Source organism: Pseudomonas fjordensis (assembly GCF_976987115.1).
The window spans coordinates 2,532,277-2,553,197 of the sequence record NZ_OZ336860.1; the positions used below are offsets into that span (position 1 = coordinate 2,532,277).

Annotated in this window: 22 protein-coding genes; 10 read left to right on the top strand and 12 right to left on the bottom strand. The window is 58.7% G+C overall.

The features are described from left to right. The first annotated feature begins 230 nt into the window (after positions 1-230). From ACWHXD_RS11610 to ACWHXD_RS11625, 4 genes are all read left to right on the top strand, one after another. The gene (locus ACWHXD_RS11610; RefSeq protein WP_003190448.1) at positions 231-779 is read left to right on the top strand and encodes a fimbrial protein; all 549 of its coding nucleotides are present in this window, start codon (positions 231-233) and stop codon (positions 777-779) included. A gap of 71 nt (positions 780-850) precedes the next feature. After that, complete coding sequence (locus tag ACWHXD_RS11615; RefSeq protein WP_138763212.1) at positions 851-1,597, top strand: fimbrial biogenesis chaperone; 747 nt, start codon at positions 851-853, stop codon at positions 1,595-1,597. A gap of 87 nt (positions 1,598-1,684) precedes the next feature. Then, complete coding sequence (locus ACWHXD_RS11620; RefSeq protein WP_499084014.1) at positions 1,685-4,228, top strand: fimbria/pilus outer membrane usher protein; 2,544 nt, start codon at positions 1,685-1,687, stop codon at positions 4,226-4,228. Continuing rightward, the gene (locus ACWHXD_RS11625; protein ID WP_032892348.1) at positions 4,225-5,349 is read left to right on the top strand and encodes a fimbrial protein; all 1,125 of its coding nucleotides are present in this window, start codon (positions 4,225-4,227) and stop codon (positions 5,347-5,349) included. The genes ACWHXD_RS11620 and ACWHXD_RS11625 overlap by 4 nt, the downstream gene beginning before the upstream one ends. 68 nt (positions 5,350-5,417) lie before the next feature. Here ACWHXD_RS11625 and ACWHXD_RS11630 read toward each other — a convergent pair whose 3' ends face one another. Then, positions 5,418-5,600: a con-10 family general stress protein gene (locus tag ACWHXD_RS11630; protein ID WP_003190457.1), complete on the bottom strand. Its 183-nt coding sequence runs from the start codon at positions 5,598-5,600 to the stop codon at positions 5,418-5,420. Between the two features lie 319 nt (positions 5,601-5,919). Here ACWHXD_RS11630 and ACWHXD_RS11635 point away from each other — a divergent pair, with 319 nt between their 5' ends. The 3 genes from ACWHXD_RS11635 (at position 5,920) to ACWHXD_RS11645 (ending at position 8,907) form a co-directional block, all read left to right on the top strand. Next, positions 5,920-6,150, top strand: coding sequence for a hypothetical protein (locus ACWHXD_RS11635; RefSeq protein ID WP_032892347.1), 231 nt, complete (start codon positions 5,920-5,922; stop codon positions 6,148-6,150). A 165-nt stretch (positions 6,151-6,315) separates the two neighbouring features. Continuing rightward, entirely contained in the window at positions 6,316-7,200 is an 885-nt protein-coding gene (locus tag ACWHXD_RS11640; RefSeq protein ID WP_032892346.1) for a manganese catalase family protein, read from the top strand. Positions 7,201-7,311: 111 nt separating this feature from the next. Next, on the top strand, positions 7,312-8,907 hold the full coding sequence (locus ACWHXD_RS11645) for a histidine kinase famiy protein (RefSeq protein WP_169918619.1): 1,596 nt from the start codon (positions 7,312-7,314) through the stop codon (positions 8,905-8,907). Between the two features lie 130 nt (positions 8,908-9,037). On the opposite strand, the gene cyoE is transcribed toward ACWHXD_RS11645, so the two are convergent. The 5 genes from cyoE to cyoA are packed head-to-tail and all read right to left on the bottom strand — an operon-like array spanning position 9,038 to position 13,749. Continuing rightward, a complete protein-coding gene (cyoE, locus tag ACWHXD_RS11650; RefSeq protein ID WP_138763210.1) occupies positions 9,038-9,934 on the bottom strand; it encodes a heme o synthase in 897 nt (298 codons plus the stop codon). Then, positions 9,892-10,230 (bottom strand): cytochrome o ubiquinol oxidase subunit IV, encoded by a 339-nt coding sequence (cyoD, locus tag ACWHXD_RS11655; protein WP_019821483.1) that lies wholly within the window; start codon positions 10,228-10,230, stop codon positions 9,892-9,894. Before cyoD ends, cyoE begins: the two co-directional genes overlap by 43 nt. A 1-nt stretch (position 10,231) precedes the next feature. After that, positions 10,232-10,846, bottom strand: coding sequence for a cytochrome o ubiquinol oxidase subunit III (gene cyoC / locus ACWHXD_RS11660; RefSeq protein ID WP_138763209.1), 615 nt, complete (start codon positions 10,844-10,846; stop codon positions 10,232-10,234). A gap of 3 nt (positions 10,847-10,849) precedes the next feature. Then, on the bottom strand, positions 10,850-12,823 hold the full coding sequence (cyoB, locus tag ACWHXD_RS11665) for a cytochrome o ubiquinol oxidase subunit I (protein ID WP_032892343.1): 1,974 nt from the start codon (positions 12,821-12,823) through the stop codon (positions 10,850-10,852). Between the two features lie 2 nt (positions 12,824-12,825). After that, positions 12,826-13,749 carry a ubiquinol oxidase subunit II gene (gene cyoA, locus ACWHXD_RS11670; RefSeq protein ID WP_003190470.1) on the bottom strand — a complete coding sequence of 308 codons (924 nt, stop codon included), beginning with the start codon at positions 13,747-13,749 and terminating at the stop codon, positions 12,826-12,828. Between the two features lie 398 nt (positions 13,750-14,147). On the opposite strand from cyoA, the gene ACWHXD_RS11675 reads away from it, so the two are divergent. Beyond that, positions 14,148-14,462 carry a hypothetical protein gene (locus ACWHXD_RS11675; protein ID WP_056784090.1) on the top strand — a complete coding sequence of 105 codons (315 nt, stop codon included), beginning with the start codon at positions 14,148-14,150 and terminating at the stop codon, positions 14,460-14,462. Between the two features lie 767 nt (positions 14,463-15,229). Then, complete coding sequence (locus ACWHXD_RS11680) at positions 15,230-15,499, top strand: DUF6555 family protein (RefSeq protein WP_003190473.1); 270 nt, start codon at positions 15,230-15,232, stop codon at positions 15,497-15,499. A gap of 55 nt (positions 15,500-15,554) precedes the next feature. On the opposite strand, the gene ACWHXD_RS11685 is transcribed toward ACWHXD_RS11680, so the two are convergent. The 4 genes from ACWHXD_RS11685 to ACWHXD_RS11700 all read right to left on the bottom strand — a co-directional run bounded on the left by ACWHXD_RS11685 (position 15,555) and on the right by ACWHXD_RS11700 (position 17,378). Then, the gene (locus tag ACWHXD_RS11685; protein ID WP_169918618.1) at positions 15,555-15,944 is read right to left on the bottom strand and encodes a hypothetical protein; all 390 of its coding nucleotides are present in this window, start codon (positions 15,942-15,944) and stop codon (positions 15,555-15,557) included. Between the two features lie 40 nt (positions 15,945-15,984). After that, complete coding sequence (locus ACWHXD_RS11690; RefSeq protein WP_019821492.1) at positions 15,985-16,536, bottom strand: ATP-dependent Clp protease proteolytic subunit; 552 nt, start codon at positions 16,534-16,536, stop codon at positions 15,985-15,987. Positions 16,537-16,589: 53 nt separating this feature from the next. Further along, positions 16,590-16,874: a con-10 family general stress protein gene (locus tag ACWHXD_RS11695; RefSeq protein WP_003190477.1), complete on the bottom strand. Its 285-nt coding sequence runs from the start codon at positions 16,872-16,874 to the stop codon at positions 16,590-16,592. Between the two features lie 327 nt (positions 16,875-17,201). Beyond that, complete coding sequence (locus ACWHXD_RS11700) at positions 17,202-17,378, bottom strand: con-10 family general stress protein (protein WP_003190478.1); 177 nt, start codon at positions 17,376-17,378, stop codon at positions 17,202-17,204. A 418-nt stretch (positions 17,379-17,796) separates the two neighbouring features. Here ACWHXD_RS11700 and ACWHXD_RS11705 point away from each other — a divergent pair, with 418 nt between their 5' ends. Next, positions 17,797-19,332: a sensor domain-containing diguanylate cyclase gene (locus ACWHXD_RS11705; protein WP_138763207.1), complete on the top strand. Its 1,536-nt coding sequence runs from the start codon at positions 17,797-17,799 to the stop codon at positions 19,330-19,332. A gap of 331 nt (positions 19,333-19,663) precedes the next feature. Here the strand turns inward: ACWHXD_RS11705 and ACWHXD_RS11710 are convergent, their stop codons facing one another. Next, positions 19,664-20,119: a GNAT family N-acetyltransferase gene (locus tag ACWHXD_RS11710; protein WP_138763205.1), complete on the bottom strand. Its 456-nt coding sequence runs from the start codon at positions 20,117-20,119 to the stop codon at positions 19,664-19,666. A 59-nt stretch (positions 20,120-20,178) separates the two neighbouring features. Further along, complete coding sequence (locus ACWHXD_RS11715) at positions 20,179-20,871, bottom strand: alpha/beta hydrolase (protein WP_056784109.1); 693 nt, start codon at positions 20,869-20,871, stop codon at positions 20,179-20,181. Positions 20,872-20,921: the final 50 nt, after the last annotated feature.

Sequence of the window (20,921 nt, forward strand, 5' to 3'; positions counted from 1 at the left end):
CGCTTTGTCTGTTGGCTTATTAAAGCCAGCCCACTATGGTGGGGGGCTTTGTTTGTTGCTTTTAATCGCCTGTTTATAAGGTAATTTGCCCGGGTTATTTGTTTTTCAGAGCACTCCTATTTTGAAAATTAAGTGCGCTGCTTACACTTCACTTCGCAACAACGCAGAAGTATTTCCCGTCCAGGGAACTTCACAACTTAATCAAGTCTATCGTGCTCTCGGAGTTACTCATGAATTACAAAGCTCGCGCCCTCGCTGTACTGGTCGCTGCCACCGTCTCTTCTGCTGCCATGGCTTCGGACGGCAAAATTGATTTCAACGGTGAGCTGAAAGCCGAAACCTGCCAAGTGGCCGTCAATGGTGCAGCAGCTTCCGGCGCGACCACCGTCACCTTGCCAACCATCTCCACCGCTTCCTTGGCTTCCGCCGGGCAAGTAGCTGGCCAGACCGGTTTCAACATCGAACTGAGCAAGTGCTCTGCTGCGATCAAAACCGCGGCGGCGTTCTTTGAGTCGGGCGGTGGTGTTGATCCGGCCAGCGGTAATGTGAAGAACATCAGCGGTTCAGCCACCAAGGTCCAACTGCAGTTGGTGGATGCCACCAATGGCAACGCGATCAAGGCCGGCAACACGTCTCAGGTTACCTCCACCAGCCGCGTAACTGTTGACCCAACTGCCCTGACCGCTGTGCTGCCGTACGCCGTTCAGTACTACGCCCAGTCGGCTACCACGCCGGGCACCGTTGTGGGCTCCGTGACTTACTCCATCAATTATCAGTAAGTCGCAGGCTTTGGACACACGCCCTGCTCGGTATTGAAGGGCGTGCATCCAGACGGTAAAGGGATTGCTCTATGTCGTGCACACGTGCATTCAAACCACTGCTGCTGATCGGCCTGGCCACACTGATGTGTTCCCATGCATTCGCTGCAGTGGTGATTACCGGTACGCGCCTGGTCTATCCGGCGGACCAGAAAGAAATCACCGTAAAACTGAACAATAACGGCACGTTGCCCGCACTGGTCCAATCATGGATCGACACCGGCAGCGTCGAATCGACACCCACCAGCTCCAAGGCGCCGTTCCTGCTGTCGCCCCCGGTGGCGCGCATTGACCCGACCAAGGGCCAAAGCCTGCGAGTGCTCTTTACCGGCGCGCCCTTGGCACAGGACAAAGAGTCGGTGTTCTGGCTCAACGTTCTCGAAATCCCGCCCAAACCCGAGGCGGGTGCAGACCTTAATACGCTGCAAATGGCTTTCCGTTCGCGCATCAAGCTGTTCTATCGCCCGGTCGGCTTGCCTGGAAATCCCAACGAGGCGGTTGAGCAGGTGCAGTGGCAATTGGTTACGGCGCGCGATGGTCTAGGCCTGGCGCTGAAGGCGTACAACCCGTCGGCGTTCCACGTCTCGCTGATCGAGTTGGACCTGGTGGCGGGTAACCAACGCTATCGCAGTGAGGACGGCATGGTCGGCCCTGGAGAAACCCGGCAGTTCGCGCTGCCCACGCTCAAGGCCATGCCGTCGAGCCAGGCACAAGTGGAGTTCAGCGCCATCAACGATTACGGCGCGTTGGTCCCGACCCGCAACACGCTGCAGCCCTGATCCATTCCTGACGTTTTTACCCGCGAGTCATCTATGTCGACCTTTTCTTGCTCCAGGCTTTTTCTGCGGGCGCGGCCTCGCTTCGCCTTGAATCCGCTCACTGCCCTGATCCTCAAGGCATTGGCCATTGCTCCAGGCGTGTGGGGCATGCAAGGCGCGTTGGCGCAAGAAGTGCAGTTCAATGACGCCTTCCTGCCCGAAGATTCGCGCAATCTTGACCTGAGTGCCTACCAGGCCGGCAACCCGGTGATGCCCGGTCAATACCGAGCCGACATCATCCTCAACGGGCAACTGAACAACCGGCAGGATATTCGCATTGACGCCCAGGCCGACGGCAGCAAGCCGGTGGTGTGTATGAACCGTGGCTTGCTTGAGCGCCAGGGTGTGCAAATGGCCAGCCTTACGCCCGAGGCCAGCACGATGCTCGACAGTCAGGCGTGCCCGGCAGTGTGGCAGGTAATCCCTGGCGCTACCGCGAACTTCTCCCCAGAGAACCAGGCGCTGGACCTGAGCATTCCCCAGGTGGCGCTCAAGCGTAATGCGCGGGGTTACGTCAGCCCGCAGTTGTGGGACCGTGGCGTGACGGCCGCCATGCTCAGCTACAACTTCAACGCCAATCGTAACCGCACCCGCAGTGGCAACTCCGATTCGGCGTTCATGGGCCTCAACGCGGGCCTGAACCTGGGGGACTGGCGCCTGCGCCACAACGCGTCCATGAGCTGGCAGTCACGTTTGGGCAGCCGGTATCAGGCTCTGGACACATACGCTCAGCGTGATATCACCGCGTTGAAAAGCCAACTGACGGTGGGTGAGTCCAACACCACCGGCGAGATCTTCGACACCTTGTCCTACCGTGGCGTGCAATTGTCCACTGACGACCGCATGCTGCCTGATTCGATGCGCGGGTATGCGCCGGTCATCCGGGGTATTGCCCGCACCAATGCGCGGGTAACCATTCGCCAGGCCGGCAATATCTTGCTGGAAACCACCGTGGCGCCCGGCGCGTTTGTGATCGATGACCTGTACTCCACCGGCTATGGTGGCGACCTCAGCGTGAGCGTGGCCGAAGCCGACGGCACTGAGCAGAACTTTATCGTGCCCTACGCCTCGGTCAGCCAGTTGCTACGCCCCGGCACCTCGCGGTTCAGCCTCACCGCGGGTGAAACCCGCAACAACTTCGTCGACGATCAGGCGCGCCTGCTGCAAGGGACTGTGCAGTACGGCTTGAACAATACCTTCACCGGTTTTGCCGGTCTGCAATCGAGCGATGACTACACGGCGGTGCTCACCGGCCTGGCGTTCGGCACACCCATCGGTGCGATGGCCGTGGACATCACGCACGCCCAGACCGACCTGGCCGGCGGCGCTGCCAAGGGCCAGAGCATGCGGGTGTCGTACAGCAAGAATGTGCTCAGTACCGGCAGTAACTTCTCGCTGGCGGCCTATCGGTTTTCCACTCAGGACTACCTGGATTTCAGCAACGCCATCCAACTGCTGGATGCCGAGAAAAATGGCTGGGATTCGAGCATGTTCGGTCGCCCGCGCAGTCGTTTTTCGGTGACCGCCGACCAGAACCTTGGGGCTTGGGGGCAAGTCTCTATCAGCGGTTACGCGCAAAACTACTGGAATCAGCCGGGCAGTGATGTGCAGTACCAGTTCAGCTACAGCAAGCAGTTCAACCGCGTCAGCTTCAGTGTGAATGCCAACCGCAGCCGCATGGGGCTGGGCGACATGGAGAACAGCTTTTTGCTGACCATGAGCATGCCCCTGGATTTCGGCGCGTCGGGTAACACTCCGCAAATAACCGCGCAGGTGGGCCGCGATACCCAAGGCAATTACAGTGAGCAGGCCGGTATCAGCGGCACCGCCGGCCAAGACCGTCAATATGGCTATAGCGCCAATTTCGGCCATGACGGCGCCAACCACAGCAAGAGCGCCGCGCTTAACGGTCAGTACACGGGTGGGCGAGCCATGCTCAGTGCGGCACTGGGGCGTGGCGATGGCTATACCAGCGCCTCGATGGGCGCCAGCGGCACCGTGGTGGCCCACGCCGAGGGTGTGACCATGACGCCGTACCGCGGCGAAACCATGGCGGTGGTCAGTGCGCCGGGTGCCGCGGGCGCCAAGGTTTCGGGATACCCCGGCCTCACGCTCGACAGTCGCGGCAATGCCGTGGTGCCGTACCTACGGCCTTATGAGCTGAACGAGGTGGCCATCGACCCGATTGGCAGTTCGCTGGATGTCGAACTCAACGAGACCAGCCAACAAGTCGCCCCACGCGCCGGTGCCGTGGTGCATCTTAAATACACCACTAATCAGGGCCGTGCGGTGCTGCTCAATGTGCGCCTGGACGATGGCAGCAGCTTGCCATTTGGCGCAGGCGTGACCGACGGCGAAGGCGCCTCGGTGGGGATGGTCGGGCAGGGCGGTCTGCTCTATGCCCGGATCAAGCCAGAAACTCGCCAGTTGTTGATCAACTGGGGCAGCAAGACCCATCAACAGTGTGCCCTGATGATTCCTCCCGGCCCCGGCGAGGGCCAGCAATTGCAGCAGGTGGACGCTATTTGCGCCGCCGGCAAACAGGTCGCGGGCAGCACGCCGCCCAACAACATGCAAAAGGTACCGTTATGAACATGGGCGCTTTGATCAAACCCAGCCTAGCGCTGGCGGCACTTTGGGCGATGGCCGATACGGCCATGGCAGTGACCTGTACATATAACAACGGTATCCAGGCCGCAGTGGGCAACATGCCATTGCAGGTCTCGGCGATTACCGTCGGACGTGATGTGCCGGTGGGCGCCGAAGTCTATCGACAGCGCTTCAGCATGGCCTTGGGCCAGGCACCCGAGCTGGACTGCCGGTTTGCTCCGTTTCAACAGTGGACCGAGTTGACGGTCGAGGCGACTTCTGGCTTAGCCAATTGGTCCAGCGGCCCCTATGCCAACAAGGTCTACAGAACCCGAATTCCAGGGCTGGGGGTGGTTATCAATAGTCTCGGCGGCGTGCTGCCCAGGCAAACCAACAAATCCTGGACTGCCTGCACATCGGGCTCTCGCTGCCTGATTCCGTTTGATGGACCTTCGAACTTCGAATTGATACTGATCAAACTAGGGGAAGTAACGCCAGGTGTATTGGCGGGCAGCTCATTGCCGGTCGTGAGCCTGTTTGGCAACTTCGGCGATGCCAGGATGCAGGGTTTCAGGATGGGCATCTCCGGCAGTATCCAGATTGTCTCGCGCACATGCAGTACGCCGGATGTTTCAGTGCCGATGGGGACGCACTTGACCAATAAGTTCACCGGGCTTAACAGCGCCACAGGGTGGACAGATTTTTCCATCAACTTGAATGATTGCCCGGCGTTCCATGGCACCTATTCCACCACCGGACCTGGCTGGCTTTCGCAAAGTGGTAATTCACCCACCGGCGTTGGCTCCGGCGGAACCCTAGCGGGTAACACCCTGCAATTTCGCATCGACTCCTCGCGCCCGGCGATCAATGCCAGTACGGGCGTGCTGAGCATTGATCCCACAGGCACAGGTAATTCGCCTGCCGCAAGCGGAGTCGGCATCCAAGTAGCGACACTAGACAGTACCCCGGTACCCCTGGGGATGAATCGGGCCAGCGGTATTAACCCACTGTCCTTCGAGTCCAGCTACAACATCCGCTTGCGTGCCCGTTATCTGCAAACCGCCAACCGAGTCACGCCAGGCCCGGCCAATGCGTCGGCGACGTTTACGATTATTTATCAGTGATGAATATGTCACTTATGTTCTGTGCGTTTGGTTTGAAGGGGCAGCCAGGCTGCCCCTCCCACCGTTACTCAAGAACCCGACTTCCGACCGCCGCCATGGCTGTGCTGCCCACCTTTACGGCCGGCTTCCGAGGCTTTTTCACGGTCGTTGGCGAAGTTGCCGCCCGACGCCTGGCCGCCTTTTTTACCGGCTTCGGAGGCTTTTTCGCGATCATTGGCAAAGTTGCCCGGGTTTTTATTACCTGTAGTCATGATAGTTCTCCAATCGCTAAGTTAGCGTTTCGTTAGTTGGCCGTTTCGCAACGGACACTTATTCCGATATTGGCTGTTTGGGAAATGTTTTACCGATTTTTCTAACCGGCGACGAACGGTAATTTTGCTGAAAAAGTTATACAGGAATTTGGTTGATACGCCGCTTCGTATAACTTTTATTGCCGGTCAGCGCTTCGGTATTAATAAGATCGAAACTGCCGGCTTAGTTTAGGGTCCTGCCATTCGTCTTTTTCGTCGCACTCCAAAAAAAGGCGTCGTTCCAACGAGTTCCTAACCTGTGAACGGGAGCATTTCAGCCATGAAGCCCAACCCATCCAACCCACAGTACCGGCCGCTTGAGCAACCAGACGCACCCAATGAAGACGGTTGCGTGATTGGCACTGCCGGGCGCGACGAAGACCCCAACGCGACCACCGATTGGGACCATCCCGACAGCGCCGCGACACCCGCTGACGCCAGCATCAAACCCGCCAGCGGTACGCCCGGCATCGACGTCGTGCCCGAGTCGGAAAACCACGGTGCCGATTGAGAGAGCTGCGCTACAAGCGCCGTTTCGCTTGGCCTGCAGCGTATTACCGCTGGTCGTGAGGCGCCGGTTTATTTTGAAATTTTCCATGCGCAGGCCACTTCCCATGCAAGGTAGGCGCGCATTCCAGCAGGGCGCCTTTTTCCGTAAGCCTGAGGAGATTTGTTCATGTTTCTACATAACAAGCGACTTCAATACACCGTCCGTGTCGCCGAGCCCAACCCGGGCCTGGCCAACCTTTTGCTCGAGCAGTTTGGCGGCGCTCAAGGTGAGTTGGCCGCCGCGTCCCGTTACTTCACCCAAGCCTTGGCGGAAGACGACCCGGGGCGCAAAGATTTGCTGATGGACATCGCCACCGAAGAACTCAGCCATCTGGAGATCGTCGGCTCCATCATCGTCATGCTCAACAAGGGCGCCAAGGGGCGGATGGCCGAAGGCGTGGAAGAGGAGGGCGAGTTGTATCGTGCCCTCAATGGCGCCGGCAATGACTCGCACATCACCAGCCTGCTGTACGGGGCGGGCTCGCCGCTGACCAACTCTGCCGGTGTGCCGTGGACTGCCGCCTACATTGACACCATCGGTGAACCCACCGCAGACATGCGTTCGAACATCGCCGCCGAAGCCCGGGCCAAAATCGTCTATGAGCGGCTGATGAACGTCACCGATGACCCGGGAGTAAAAGATGCGCTGGGGTTTTTGATGACGCGGGAAATCGCTCACCAGATATCCTTCGAAAAAGCGCTGCATGCCATTCAACCGAATTTCCCCCAAGGCAAGTTGCCGGGCAAGCCGGAGTTCACCCAGGTGTACTTCAACATGTCCCAAGGTGCGGAAAACCTGCGCGGGCCCTGGAACCAGGGTGATGGTTGGGAGTTCGTGGAAAACCCACAACCGGCAGTCGATGGCGGTGACGGCACCGCCAGCGTGCAGTTGGACGCCGACGAGGAAGCGGCGCTGAGCGCGATGAAGATCCGCACGCTCTCGGACCCCACCAGCGAACCCACCACCGGCGCTGACCTGGGCAGGGGGCTGCAGCCAAAACCTGAGCCATGACCCAGGCTGTACGGTCGCGCGGCGCCCAATCACGGGCGCCGCGCCCTTTGATGGCACTGCGCAGCATTTTCACGGTCCATGGAACACATACCACGTATCTGGAGGTGAACCTTGGCGACAAAGAAGAAGCCTGTGGTCGAGGGTATGGAATTGGCGATGCTGTCTGCCAGCCGCAAAGACCTGTTCTTTGCGGCCATGCAAGCCAGCCACAGCGCAATGATCGTGACCGACCCCGCCGAGCCGGATAACCCGATCATCTTTGCCAACCAGGCGTTCCTGACCCTGACAGGCTTTGAACTGGACGAAGTGATCGGACGCAATTGCCGGTTCCTGCAGGGGCCCCAAACCGACAAAAACGCGCTGCACCAGGTGCAACGCGCAGTTGAGCGGCACCATGAGGCCTGTGTCGAGGTGCTCAATTACCGCAAGGACGGCTCGACCTTCTGGAACGAGCTGTTCATTTCGCCGTTGTTCAACGAACGTGGGCAACTGGTGTATTTTTTCGCCTCGCAGCTGGACGTGAGCCGGCGCCACGACGCTGAGCAGCGCGTGCGTCGCGCACAAGATTTGGAAGCGCTGGGGCAACTGACCGGTGGCATCGCCCATGACTTCAATAACCTGCTGCAAGTGATGATGGGCTATCTCGACTTGATCCAGCAGAGCGCCAAGCGCCCCGGCAGCGATCCGCAGCGCATCGTCAGCAGCGCCAGCCGTGCCAGGGCGGCGGCGGAAAAAGCGCAAACCCTGACTCAGCAGTTGCTGGCGTTTTCGCGCAAGCAACGGCTCGACAGCCGGGTGATCAACTTGAACAGCTTGCTCGGCCGCCCGGACTTCATGGCCCCTGCGCTGCGGGGCGTCGCGTTGCAGGTGGAGCTTGCCGACGAGCTGTGGAATTGCCGCATCGACCCGGTCCAGGCGGAGCTGGCGGTGCAGCATCTGTTGTCGAACGCCCAAGATGCTTTGCACGGGCGTGCTGATCCGTCGGTCACCGTCAAGACCTGCAACGTCCAAGTGCCCGGCGATATCGATGCCGAGCGTGAGGGGTTGGCCGAGGGCTGTTACGTGAGCATTTCGGTCTCGGATAACGGCAACGGCATCGACGCAGGTATTCAGGACAAAGTCATGCAACCGTTCTTCACCACCAAGGAAGAAGGCCAGGGCTCGGGCCTGGGGTTGTCGATGGTGTACGGCTTCGTCAAGCAATCGGGCGGCACGGCGCGGATTCATTCCGACCCGGGTATCGGTACGACGATACGCTTGTACTTTCCGGCCGATGACAGCCAGCTGTGGGTTGAGCAGACACCCACGGCCACCTCACCGCAAGGTAGCGAGCGCATCCTGATCGTGGAGGACCGGCCCGAGGTGGCTGAGTTGGCGCAGGTGATTCTCTCTGACTACGGTTACCACACGGCCATCGCCCACAATGCCGCCGAGGCCTTGGGCATGCTCAAGCAGGCGACGTATGACCTGGTGTTCAGTGACTTGATCATGCCCGGTGCGATGAATGGCGCGGCACTGGCGCGTGAAGTGTCGCGCTTGTATCCGCACATCAGGATCTTGCTGACCACTGGCTATGCGAAAGATTCGCTGGCCCGCGCGGATATACAGGTGCATGAGTTCGAGTTGATTCCCAAGCCGTATCAGCCTGCTGACCTGCCCCGGAAAATCCGTGCGGTACTGGATGCCAGACATCCAGCGACTATATGACCCTCTCTCTGTAGGAGCGAGCTTGCTCGCGAAAAACTCACAGACTCCGCGTTTATTCAGGCAACCCGCGTAATCGTTGACGTTTTTCGCGAGCAAGCTCGCTCCTACAGGGAGGGCGCAGCCTGCCGAGCTACCTCAGCACCGCCAACGCCAGGTTAAGCGCCAGCACCAGCACAATCGAAAACCCGAATATCCTGCGCGCCCAGCCGGTCGGGTCAGCGAGGCGTGTACCGCTGGCCGCGAGGGTTAGCCAATAACCCCCCAGCCCTAGCATCACCACAAAATACAACGCCGCCATCTGCGCCACCGCGCCCAGCATCAGGGCGCAGGCGAGGAAGGCCAGCATGTACGCCTGTATCTGCCGATGGGCTTGGGCCAGGCTCAGCAGCGGCAGGCCTGCGGCGCGGAAATCCTCGCGGCGCATCACGGTGATGGCGTGTGAGTGCGGCATCTGCCAACAGCAGAACACCATAATCAGCAGCAACGCCGTGAGGTCAAACCGCCCGGTGACCGCGCAATAGCCGATCACCGGCGGCATCGCCCCGGAGACGCTGCCGATCAAGGTGGCCCAGTGGGAGCGCCGCTTGAGCCAGTAGGTGTAGACCCCGGCATAGATCACCAGCCCGACCATGGCCAGCATGCACGCCAACGCATTGCTGCCGGCCCACAGCAAGCCAAAACCGCAGGCGCCCAGGACGACCGCATAGCCTGCGGCAGTGGACACCCTGATGGTGCGCAGTGCCAGTGGACGATGACAGGTGCGCACCATGCGCCGGTCGATGTCGCGGTCAATGCAGTTGTTGATGACACAACCGCACCCGATCACCAGGGCCGTGCCGAGCAGGGTGGCCAGCCCGTGCGTCACCGAGGCCACATGCCCGTTGGCGGCGAGCAGGTAACCGCCCAGCACCGAGGCCAGGTTACCGACAATAATGCCCGGCTTGGTGAGCTCGATGGCGGTATTGAACAGCCCTCGCCAGTGTTTCAGTGCGCCAGCATGTTGTGATGAATACTGTCCATGATCCATAACGAAAGCCCCACCAACAGAAGAATGATGACCGCCGAGAAAATCAGCGCAATCAGGTTCCAGCGTTGTTCTTCGGCCGTGTCCAGGTGCAGGAAGAACTTGAGGTGGACCACGATTTGTATCGCGCCCAGCGCCACCACCAGCCAGGCGGTGAAGGTGCGCGGCAGTGACGGGAACATCACCAGGCCGAACGGGATCAGGGTGAGCAGGACCGACACCAGGAACCCCACTAGGTAGGAGCGACTGCTGCCATGGCTCGTACCGGCACTGCTGTGAAGCGAGCTTTGCTTGTACATGTCACACCACCCCCAACAGATAGACCACGGTAAAGACGCAGATCCACACCACGTCCAAAAAGTGCCAGAACAGGCTCAGGCAGCTGAGCCGGGTGGCGTTGGTGCTGGTCAGGCCGCGTTGCTTGACCTGGACCATCAGTACCGCCATCCAGATCAGCCCGGTTAACACGTGCGCGCCGTGGGTGCCGACGAGGGTGAAGAAAGCGGTCAGGAAGGCACTGCGGTCCGGCCCGTAGCCCTCTGCGATCAAGTGGTGGAATTCGTTGATCTCCATGGCGATAAAGCCCGCGCCCAGTACGAACGTGAGCCCCAGCCAGCGCAACACATAGCGTTGCTTGCCGTGGTTCATGGCGAGCATGGCGTAGCCGTAGGTGATACTGCTCAACAGCAGCAGCATGGTTTCGGCCAGCACATAGGGCAGTTCGAAAATATCCATGCTCGACGGCCCGCCCGCCACGCTGTCGCGCAATACGGCGTAGCCGGCGAACAAGGTCGCGAACAGGATGCAGTCGGTCATCAGGTAGATCCAGAACCCGAACAGGCTCAGGGAACCGGCGTCTTCATGCCCTTGTTCGTGGGTGTGAGCGATGTCTTTTTCCATAACGATATTGGACATGGGTCAAGCCTCTGCCAGGTCTTTGAGACGTGCCGTTTCGATGCGCGCGACTTCCTGCGCGGGCACGAAGTAATCGGTGTCTTCGTCGTAGCTGCGCACCACGAACGCCACCACCGAGGCCACCAGGCCGAACGCCGCCATCCACCAGATGTGCCAAACGAGCGCAAAGCTGCAGACCAGCGCGAACAGGCTGATGACCAGGCCCGACGCGGTATTGCGCGGCATGTGGATGCTGCGATAGTCGGTGTGGCTGAGGGTGCTGACGCCGCGCTCCTTCATGCCCCAGTACGCGTCCAGGTCATTGACCTTGGGCTGCTCGGCGAAGTTGTACAGCGGCGGCGGAGACGCGGTGGCCCATTCCAGGGTGCGCCCGTCCCATGGGTCGCCGGTGCGGTCGCGGTATTGATGACGGTTGCGGATGCTCACCAACAGTTGCAGGGCCTGCGTCGCCACACCGCAGAGGATGATTGCCACCCCCACCAACTCCAGCAGCAGCCAGGGCCGCCACTCCGGGTTGTCGAAATGATTGAGGCGGCGCGTCATGCCCATGAAGCCCAGCACGTAGGAGGGCATGAACGCGAAGTAAAAGCCCACCAGCCAGCACCAGAAGGCGATGCGCCCCAGCTTGTCGTTCAAGCGGAAACCGAACGCCTTGGGGAACCAATACGTCAGGCCGGCCATGTAGCCAAACACCGCACCGCCGATGATCACGTTGTGAAAGTGCGCGATCAGGAACAGGCTGTTGTGCAGCAGGAAGTCGGCGCCCGGCACCGCCAGCAGCACCCCGGTCATGCCGCCGATGCTGAAGGTCACGATAAAGCCCAGGGTCCATAGCATGGGCGTTTCGAAACGCACGCGGCCGCGGTACATGGTGAACAACCAGGTGAAGATTTTCACCCCGGTGGGCACCGCGATGATCATCGTCATGATGCCGAAAAACGCGTTGACGTTGCCCCCCGCGCCCATGGTGAAAAAGTGATGCAGCCACACGATGAACGACAACACGGTGATCGCAATGGTCGCCCACACCAGTGACACGTAGCCGAACAACCGCTTGCTGCTGAAGGTGGCTGCGATCTCGGAAAACACCCCGAACGCCGGCAGGATCAAGATGTATACCTCAGGATGCCCCCAGGCCCAGATGAGGTTCACATACATCATCGGGTTGCCGCCGGCCTCGTTGGTAAAGAAATGCATGCCCAGGTAACGGTCCAGGGTCAGCATCAGCAGGGTGGCGGTGAGGATCGGGAATGCCGCCAGAATCAGCACCGAGGTGCACAGCGCATTCCAGGTGAACACCGGCATCTTGAACAGCGTCATGCCTTCGGTGCGCATCTTCAGGATGGTGACGAAGAAATTCACCCCCGTGAGCAGCGTGCCGATGCCGGATATCTGCAATGACCAGATGTAGTAATCCACGCCGACGCCGGGGCTGTACCCCAGCTCGGATAACGGCGGATAAGCCACCCAACCGGTGCGCGCGAACTCACCCACCCCCAGCGAAATGTTCACCAGCGCCGCACCCACTACGAACAGCCAGAAACTCAGGGCGTTGAGAAACGGATAGGCCACATCGCGAGCGCCGATCTGCAACGGCACGACGATGTTCATCAAGCCGACCACGAAGGGCATGGCCATGAAGAAGATCATGATCACACCGTGGGCGGTGAAGATCTGGTCGTAATGTTCCGGCGGCAGGTAGCCCGGCCCGCCGCTGGCGGCCATGGCTTGTTGGGTGCGCATCATGATCGCATCGGAGAACCCGCGCAGCAGCATCACCAGCGCGACGATGATGTACATGCAACCGATCTTCTTGTGGTCTACCGAGGTGAACCACTCGCGCCACAAATAGCCCCACTTGCGTTTCCAGGTGATCGAGCCCACCAGCGCCACCCCGATCAGGCCGACGACGGCCAGGGTGTACATCACAATGGGTTCAGTGGTTGGGATCGCATCCCACGACAGTTTTCCGAACATGGTTACCGCTCCTCAGCCAGCAGACTTGGGTGTTGATCGGTGCGTTGTGCAGCGTCGCTCAATGGCGAGCGCCGGGGTTTATTGGCCTTGTTCATGCCTTCGTATTTATCGACGATGTCCAGGAACAGGCGCTCCTGTACCGCCGAGTAATAGGTCACGGGGTGCTTGAGGGTGGGCTTGGCCAATTGCGCGTAAGTGCTGTGGTCCAGAGGCGTGGCCGCGCCCTTGACCTTTGTCACCCAGCTTTGGAAGTCGGCAGCGCTCAGGGACAGCGTGGTGAAATGCATGTCGGAAAAACCGGGGCCGTTGTAGTTGGCGGCAATCCCTCTGAATTCACCGGTCTCGTTGGCGATCAGGTGCAGCTTGGTCTGCATGCCGGCCATGGCGTAGATCTGCCCGCCGAGTGCCGGAATAAAAAACGAGGTCATGGCCGCGTCGGAGGTGACGGTGAAACTCACCGGCGTGTGCACCGGCAGGGCCAGCTCGTTGACGCTGGCGATGCCCAGGTCAGGGTAGATAAACAGCCACTTCCAGTCGGTGGCCACCACCTGCACATTGATGGGCGGGGTGTCTGATTCCAGCGGGCGATAGGGATCGAGTGCGTGGGTGGTCTCCCAGGTCACCCATCCCAGCACGATGATGATCAGCAGGGGAACGCCCCACACCACCGCCTCGATTTTGTGCGAGCTGGCCCAGCGGGGGGAGTAACGGGCTTTTTTGTTGGTGGCGCGGTAGCGGTAGGCGAAGACGAACATCATCACAATCACCGGAACGACCACCAGCAGCATCAGACCCGTGGCGAGAATAATCAGGTCGCGCTCATCGGTTGCTACCTGCCCCTTGGGGTTGAAGACCACCAGGTTGCAACTGGTGAGTAAGAAGAGGCTGGTGATAGTGACCAGGCAATAACCCATCGCTCGTTTCATGCCGTGCTCCTGTGTTGGAAACTTGCGTTTTGCTTTGCCGAATCTGTGCTCGCGCGTTAACTAAGCGAAGCGCTTATTAACACCAGGAGCCATCAGGTAATAAACATTCGGCAATAAGATGCCGTCAGTAGATAAAGTGCTTCTACTGTCCGGTTCTATTGGCTTTGCTGCCGCTCTGCAGGGCGCATTTCGCCGCGCTCCCGAACATTTTGAATAGAGCCCCGTGGGTTGGTTTAACAATTTGTTTCCTCGCCTGACGAACGGTTTAACAGGCGAAGCGGTAAAGGGTTTTTATCGGTGCATGATGGAGGTGGCCTTGGAAAAAAAGTCTGAATTCTGGTGAACAAGTTCAGTCGTTAGTTGATGGCCAACCCCACTAATGGTTTTGGAGAAGAGCTATGTTTATGCGTGGCAAAACCTATGAAGCCTGGGCCGCCAAGGCACTCGACGAAGAGTGCTTTACCCAGGAGGTTGAAAACGGCTGCCATATCGAAGTCAGGGCCCGGGAGCGGGAAGATGGCGATATTGAAGTGCTGCTGTGCGTCTACACCGCGACGGGGCAATGCGTGGTTGAACGTACCAGGCAATTGCCGGGTGCCGAATGGACGGTGCGCGATGCGCTCAAGCGCGGCATTGATCAGGCGGAACGGATTGCTGGGGGTGAGTCCGGTCGACTGCCCTGTGCTGATGCTCACTTGCACGACGACGATTGAAGGGCGCGGCCGATAGTCGAGACCTACCTGAGGCCCCGCGCTGCAACTGTGTGTGGCTTGCCTGCGATGGCGGCCTGCCAGCCGACGCCTCTGCACCTGGCACCCCGCGATCCAAATGTGGGAGCTGGCTTGCCTGCGATGGCGGCCTAACAGTCAACACAGTTGGTTTGTGTACATATCCATTGCTGCGGTAACGGCCACTTAGGGGGCCGCCCTGACGGCGGGTCACTTTGGAAAAGCCCCAAAGTAACCAAAGGGCTCTTGCCCCACCACTCGGCACCTCGCCTAGGCTCGGTGTGCCCGAACGCAGGCTTGAATCCGTGGGCCGCCGCCACGCGCCATCCATGGCGCGGGGCGGCTAACCCGGCGTCCTGCCGGGTTACCCACGAATTCAAGCCTGCGTTCGGCCAGCGTGGTTTAACGGGGCGCCTGAGATCAAGATCAAAAGCAGATCAAGAGCGACTCGCTTCGCATCGTGGTTACCGTCGGTCGCTACGTCGCGGGAGCAAGCTCCCTCGCCACAGGGTGTAGCGCCGCCGCAAATAAAAAAGCCCGCACGGAGTGCGGGCAAGACAGGAGTTTTTACCAAGAGCCTGGAGTGAGCAGACTCACTATTAAGAAACAAAAGAAGCATGAACCGTTTTATTTTTTTAATGCGAGGCCGACGAGCGGTAGTGCAACGGCAAGTGCATGTTTGTCGTCACTCAAACATTAAAAATTCTGAACCTTCGTTCTGAGCAAATAACAAAAAATCAGAAGGAGAGGTTATGAAAAATTCTTTATATGTCATCGAATACGAATACCACCACGAGCCTAAGTCTTTCATTATAAGAGCGGAGGTAATGAATAATGCAGAGGCCTGGCATTGGGCCTGTTGCGATGCAGGTATAGGCATTATTCCTAGATCGCGTAATGAAAAGATCAAGCGCATCAGTAAGCCGCTGGCCGAACGCTACGGTCTTGAGAATGTAAGGTGGCGTCCGTCTGGGAGTATTCCCTTTATTGCGAAACCTTATGTGCCACCGCCACCCGAATGAATGTGTTTTTGATAGATGATGTGCATTCGGGTAGCGTTAGGAGCGAGGCAAGTGCCTACTGTTTTTTGCGTCGCTCCTGCAACATGCACAATTTTTGCACGCTGCGTTGCAGCGCCTCTTTCATGATGTCGGCTGCATACTGTTGCTTGCACGCCGGGCACAGCATGTCTGACGCTGGCGACATCAGGTAGTCCGGGTCATCCAGCGTTGACTCGAAAGGTTGTTTGCAGTGCAGGCAACGTCGGTTCGCTTGTAGATGCGTCACATCGATTCCTCCCTGAATGAAGCGGCCACTCTCAATTAAGAAGTGGACGTTTTCAACTGCTAAAAAGGAAGAATTCAAACAAGCGCTTAGTTGATGTTTTATTGCCAGTATTTTGTGGTGATAGCTGGGTAGTTGCGGGCGCGTGCGCCCGCTCGGTTCGGGGGTTGAGGTTTTTGCCATTCTGCTGCGTACTTTTTGTGCAGTTTTTGCCTGATACGCCCTAGGAATGAATGAAGCTGCTCACGAATTCCGCCTTGATTACCGGAAGTTCGATCCCATGGATCAAGCCGGCGGTGAGCGCTTGTTGCGGGTCGAGAATGCGTGGCGCGGCGATCAGGTACTTTTCGGTCTCCAGTTTTTCGACAGCATCGGCGGTGCGCTCGGCCACGATGCGTGCATACAACTGCAAGTCGTAATCCAGACTCATCGCGTATTCAGACATGCGCGAGTGGTCAACCGCGCCTTGCACATGCCAATGAAAGGGGTGGAACAGAAATTTACTGTGCTTGCAGGCGGTCCTGCGCTCACCGGCCAGGAAGATAATATTGCCCATGGATTCCACGGTGCCGAGGTTATGGGTATGCACCGGGATCGGCAGGGACAATAAAAAGTTGTACATCGTAAAGCCGTAGCTGCATTCACCACCCATGGTGGCGATATTCAGTACCAGGCCCTGGGCATCTTGTTGTACGGCCAACGAAGCTTTTTCAATCAGTTGGCTGCACGTAGAAGCGGTGACCGGTGCGGTGAAGTTGATAATGTGTAAAGGCATGGTGTCCCTCATCAATGAAAGCAGGGGAGCACGGCTCCCCTGCATCAAGCACATCAGCTTTTGCGTCCGCCGCCGTGGCTGTGTTCGCCACCTTTACGCCCGGCTTCGGAAGCTTTTTCACGGTCGTTGGCAAAATTGCCGCCGCTGTTCTGGCCGCCTTTGCTGCCGGCTTCAGCAGCGCGTTCGGGATCGTTCTTGAAGTTCCCGCCACTGTTTTGACCACCTTTGCTGCCGATCTCCTGGTAGAACTCTTTGTCATGGGACGCAGAAGTGGCTTCGCCGCCTTTTTTACCGGCTTCGCTGACGCTCATGTTGCCTTGCTTGTCTTGAGTAGTCATGTTCAGTTACCTCGTCGTTATGTCGGTAATGTAACGTTCACTTTGATTGTGCTGGAAACTTGCACTCAGGGCGTGCGTTAAGGTGCACGGTTACAAGTGCCTCTCACACAAGGGTGGCGTTTTAGATGCACTGATCGTCGCTTCAGCTTGTTCAGCAAGTTGCTGATGTTCGTAACACGTGGACGTATTAGAACGTAGGCCGGTTCTTGCTTTAGTTTGCACTTCTACAATCGGCCTGCGAGATAACTCGCCGCGCTGATTATCAATTGACGCACGCATGATGAATGCCCTTTGTTAACAAACGGAACAGCGGTACTGGCCGCTTCGTCAGGACTTACGTCCACCACCATGGCTGTTCTGGCCGCCTTTACGCCCGGCTTCCGAGGCTTTTTCGCGGTCGTTGGCGAAGTTGCCGCCAGAGGCCTGCCCCCCTTTCTTACCCGCCTGCGATGCTTTTTCGCGATCATTAGCAAAGTTTCCAGGGTTTTTATTGCTCGTCGTCATAACAATACTCCCAGTTTTGAAATGTCGTTTCGCTAGTTGCCCATTTATGCAACGGACATCTTTTCTGATAAGGGCAGGTGCGCAGATGTTTTGAAATTTTTTTAAAAGGGCGATGAACGGTAGAGGGGCAGGCGAAACTTGTACAAGTAGGCCTCCATAGTGCCGCTTCGTATAAGTTTTTCTGCCTCGATTGATGTTGAATTAGTGGCGTTCTTAACGGTTCGTTTAGCCTTCAATACGCTGCTTGATAGTGGTCATTAAAGCCGCTTGCTCCTCTGGCCGGCGCTCAGCCGCACACTCTGTTGCTGCAGCCTGCACGGACTGCTTGTATGCTGGCACTCTGGAACCGGTTGCCCCTGTGAGTACCGACGTTCGAATGATGGCTGGAATGGAAACCGGACTTCCTTAAGGTGCTGACGTGAAGCGTGATACCCGTCTTGTGATGCTGTTGCTGTTGGTGATCGGCTGTTCCCTGACTTCGTTGACGATTTGGAAAGTCCTGTCTTCCCGCGACCGTGCGCTGGCGGAAGTGGATGTGCATGGCTTGAACCTGACGCAGGCGCTTACCACCTATACCGAAGGCATCGTGCGGCAAAGCTCGTTGCTGTTGCTGGGGTTGGTTGAGCGTTTGGAAACCGAAGGCAGTGGCCCGGTGCAAATCCAGCGAATCAGTACGCTGATCAACCGCCAGCAGCCGCTGATGCCGCAGCTCAGCGGCATCACCATTTATGATCATCAGGGCCGGTGGTTGCTGTCTTCCAATCGCGCGATCCCAGAGGGCGCCAATAGCAGTGATCGGGCCTATTTCATCCACCATCGCGACGATCCGAGCGTTGAACCTTTTATCGGTCCGCCGATTCAGAGCCGCGCCAACCATGAATGGGTGGTGACCATCAGCCGCCGTTTCAACGACGCGGCGGGCAACTTCGCTGGCGTGGTCGCTGTGACCCTGGGAGTGGAAAACTTTCTGCGGGTATTCGGCAAACTCGATGTAGGCCAGGAGGGTGCCATCGGCCTGTCCTACGCCGACGGCACGTTGCTGGTGCGCTACCCCTTCCGCGAGCAGGACATGGGCCGCAACTTTTCCTCCTCGCCTATTTATTCCAAGTACCTGGTCGACCAACCGGTGGGTACCGCAGCCTATACCTCCAGCCTGGACGGGGTAGAGCGGCTCTATGCCTTTCGCAAAAGCGAAACCCTGCCGCTGATCACCACCGTCGCGTTGGGCAAGCACGAAGCCCTCGCGGCGTGGCGCATCGAGGCGGCGCTGTCAGCGGTCGTGGTGGCGGGGCTGTTGGGGCTGACAGGTCTGATCGGCTGGTTCCTGATCTTGGATATTCGCAGGCGTACGGCGGCGGAAGAGGCGTTACGCGTCGCCCAGCAGCAGTTGCTCGACTCCAATCGGCAGTTGGCACTCTTGGCGAAGAAGGACGCGCTGACCGGCCTGGCCAACCGCCGCTGTTTTGATGAAACGCTGGCCGTGGAAGCGCGTCGGGCGCAGCGCGAAGGTACGTCGCTGGCATTGCTGATGCTCGATATCGACCATTTCAAACGCTTTAACGATGCCTTTGGTCACGTCGCGGGAGATGCGTGCTTGCAGGCGGTCAGCACGTTGTTGGAAACGTGCGTGCGGCGACCGTCGGACCTGGTGGCGCGCTATGGCGGAGAAGAAATGGCGATTATCCTGCCCGCGACTGACAACGCAGGGGCTGCGGTGGTCGCGCAACGCATTCTTTCGCGTCTGCAGCAGGAGAACATCACACACCCAGGCAGCCCCTTCGGGCACGTGAGTGTGAGTATCGGTATTGCGACGGGCACGGGTTCACGGCTGGAGCCGGTGTTGGGTCTGGTGGAGGCTGCGGATACAGCGCTTTACGGCGCGAAAGCGGCGGGGCGCAATGGGTTCAACGTGCATCCGGCGGACCGACTCACATTCCCAGCGTCGGGATCATGAGTTCCCCGCACTCCATTAATTGGCCAGCGGTGACTTGTAGCTGCGGGGTGGGTTTTGCCACATAACCTGCGATAAAGCCCGCACTTAGCAGTGCAAGGCAGAGGACGGCTTTTTTCACAAGCATGCGCAGGGTCTCATTCGGTTCAAAAGGGTGAACCACAGATTGCCCATTCAAGAAAAGGTTCCTGCCCGCGCAGAAGGCTTTCTGCTTTCTGTAGGAGCGAGCTTGCTCGCGAAAAACCTCAACGATAACGCGTGCTCCCTGAAGAAGTGCAGTGCCTGGGAGTTTTTCGCGAGCAAGCTCGCTCCTACAAAAGGCATTGCCTGAGGGTCAGCGAATGAACTTGACGTACACACGTTCAGGGTCGTTATCGTCCAGATTCTCGATCTGCCCGCTGGGGATAAAGCCGGCTTTCGTCAGCAGGGCCTGGGACGCGCCGTTGGAGGCATTGGTCGACGCGAACAGCTTGGGCGTTTTGCAGGCCGCTTCGGCCGCTGCCAGCAGACGAAGGCCGACGCCCTGGCGCTGGTACAGCGGTGAAACCACCACCAGGGCAATAAACCCATGGTTGAAAAAATCGTGGGTGAGCACCAGGTAGCCGGCGCACACGTTAGCGTCAGCGGCTACCAGGCATTGCTGGCGAACCACGGCGTCATAGATAAACACACGACGGCTGGCATGCTCGGTTGCGTAGGCATCCAGTGCGACCAAGGCATGCACATCGTCGGGGGTGGCTTGGCGGATCAGCCAGTGTGGGGCAGCGGGGGGCAGAAGGTATTCAGTCATGGTCGTTGAGCATCCTCTGTTTAAACACTTCATTACCCCCCCCGAGCTTGATTACATCATCACGACAGCGAACACGCCGCCTTATCGATAAACGCAGCGACTTCTGCCGGTCTGGACGCCAGGGAGGCGTGGCTGGCATCCAGTGTGAGGGTTTCCCGAGTGCCCAGGCGTTTGGCCATGCGTGCCTGGTTGTCGGGATGGATCATGCGGTCCTGGCTCGAAATCTGATACCACGACGGTTTGTTCTTCCACGCCGGGTTGCTGACCACATCGCCAAAGGTGCTGGCCAGCGGGGCCTTTTGGGTAACCCCCATGACTTGGCCTTCTTGCCGGGGCAGGTCCTGGCAGAAGCTGTCGTGGAACCGTTCAGGCTTGACCCACAGATAACCGTCGCTATCAGGCGCCAGGTTAGGGGCGGCTTCGGGCAGATGTTCCTGGGTGATGCCGCCAGGGCTTTCGCCGTCATCCGGGGCGAATGCCGCGATGTACACCAGGCCTGCGACATTTGGTTCGTTGCCCGCTTGAGTGATGACGGCGCCGCCATAGGAATGCCCCACCAACAACACCGGGCCCTTGATTTGCGCAACCATCTTGCGGGTACGTTCTGCATCGTCGGCCAGCGAGGTCAGCGGCATCTCCACCGCATGCAAATCGGTATAGCCCTTGTTGTGCAGTTCGATAATCACCCGATTCCAGTGCGCCGCACCGCCCCAAAAACCATGGACCAAGACAATTGCCGGTTTCTCACTCATGTGTAAGTTCCTTGTGCATTGATAAGGTGGTGCTATCGCTCGCCTAAGGG

Bases quoted from the DNA above. Each gene is read 5' to 3' on its own strand.
- ACWHXD_RS11610 (WP_003190448.1), top strand. From the start codon at position 231: ATGAATTACAAAGCTCGCGCCCTCGCTGTACTGGTCGCTGCCACCGTC.
- ACWHXD_RS11615 (WP_138763212.1), top strand. From the start codon at position 851: ATGTCGTGCACACGTGCATTCAAACCACTGCTGCTGATCGGCCTGGCC.
- ACWHXD_RS11625 (WP_032892348.1), top strand. From the start codon at position 4,225: ATGAACATGGGCGCTTTGATCAAACCCAGCCTAGCGCTGGCGGCACTT.
- ACWHXD_RS11630 (WP_003190457.1), bottom strand. From the start codon at position 5,600: ATGACTACAGGTAATAAAAACCCGGGCAACTTTGCCAATGATCGCGAA.
- ACWHXD_RS11635 (WP_032892347.1), top strand. From the start codon at position 5,920: ATGAAGCCCAACCCATCCAACCCACAGTACCGGCCGCTTGAGCAACCA.
- ACWHXD_RS11640 (WP_032892346.1), top strand. From the start codon at position 6,316: ATGTTTCTACATAACAAGCGACTTCAATACACCGTCCGTGTCGCCGAG.
- cyoE (WP_138763210.1), bottom strand. From the start codon at position 9,934: ATGGATCATGGACAGTATTCATCACAACATGCTGGCGCACTGAAACAC.
- cyoD (WP_019821483.1), bottom strand. From the start codon at position 10,230: ATGTACAAGCAAAGCTCGCTTCACAGCAGTGCCGGTACGAGCCATGGC.
- cyoC (WP_138763209.1), bottom strand. From the start codon at position 10,846: ATGTCCAATATCGTTATGGAAAAAGACATCGCTCACACCCACGAACAA.
- cyoB (WP_032892343.1), bottom strand. From the start codon at position 12,823: ATGTTCGGAAAACTGTCGTGGGATGCGATCCCAACCACTGAACCCATT.
- cyoA (WP_003190470.1), bottom strand. From the start codon at position 13,749: ATGAAACGAGCGATGGGTTATTGCCTGGTCACTATCACCAGCCTCTTC.
- ACWHXD_RS11675 (WP_056784090.1), top strand. From the start codon at position 14,148: ATGTTTATGCGTGGCAAAACCTATGAAGCCTGGGCCGCCAAGGCACTC.
- ACWHXD_RS11680 (WP_003190473.1), top strand. From the start codon at position 15,230: ATGAAAAATTCTTTATATGTCATCGAATACGAATACCACCACGAGCCT.
- ACWHXD_RS11685 (WP_169918618.1), bottom strand. From the start codon at position 15,944: ATGGCAAAAACCTCAACCCCCGAACCGAGCGGGCGCACGCGCCCGCAA.
- ACWHXD_RS11690 (WP_019821492.1), bottom strand. From the start codon at position 16,536: ATGCCTTTACACATTATCAACTTCACCGCACCGGTCACCGCTTCTACG.
- ACWHXD_RS11695 (WP_003190477.1), bottom strand. From the start codon at position 16,874: ATGACTACTCAAGACAAGCAAGGCAACATGAGCGTCAGCGAAGCCGGT.
- ACWHXD_RS11700 (WP_003190478.1), bottom strand. From the start codon at position 17,378: ATGACGACGAGCAATAAAAACCCTGGAAACTTTGCTAATGATCGCGAA.
- ACWHXD_RS11710 (WP_138763205.1), bottom strand. From the start codon at position 20,119: ATGACTGAATACCTTCTGCCCCCCGCTGCCCCACACTGGCTGATCCGC.
- ACWHXD_RS11715 (WP_056784109.1), bottom strand. From the start codon at position 20,871: ATGAGTGAGAAACCGGCAATTGTCTTGGTCCATGGTTTTTGGGGCGGT.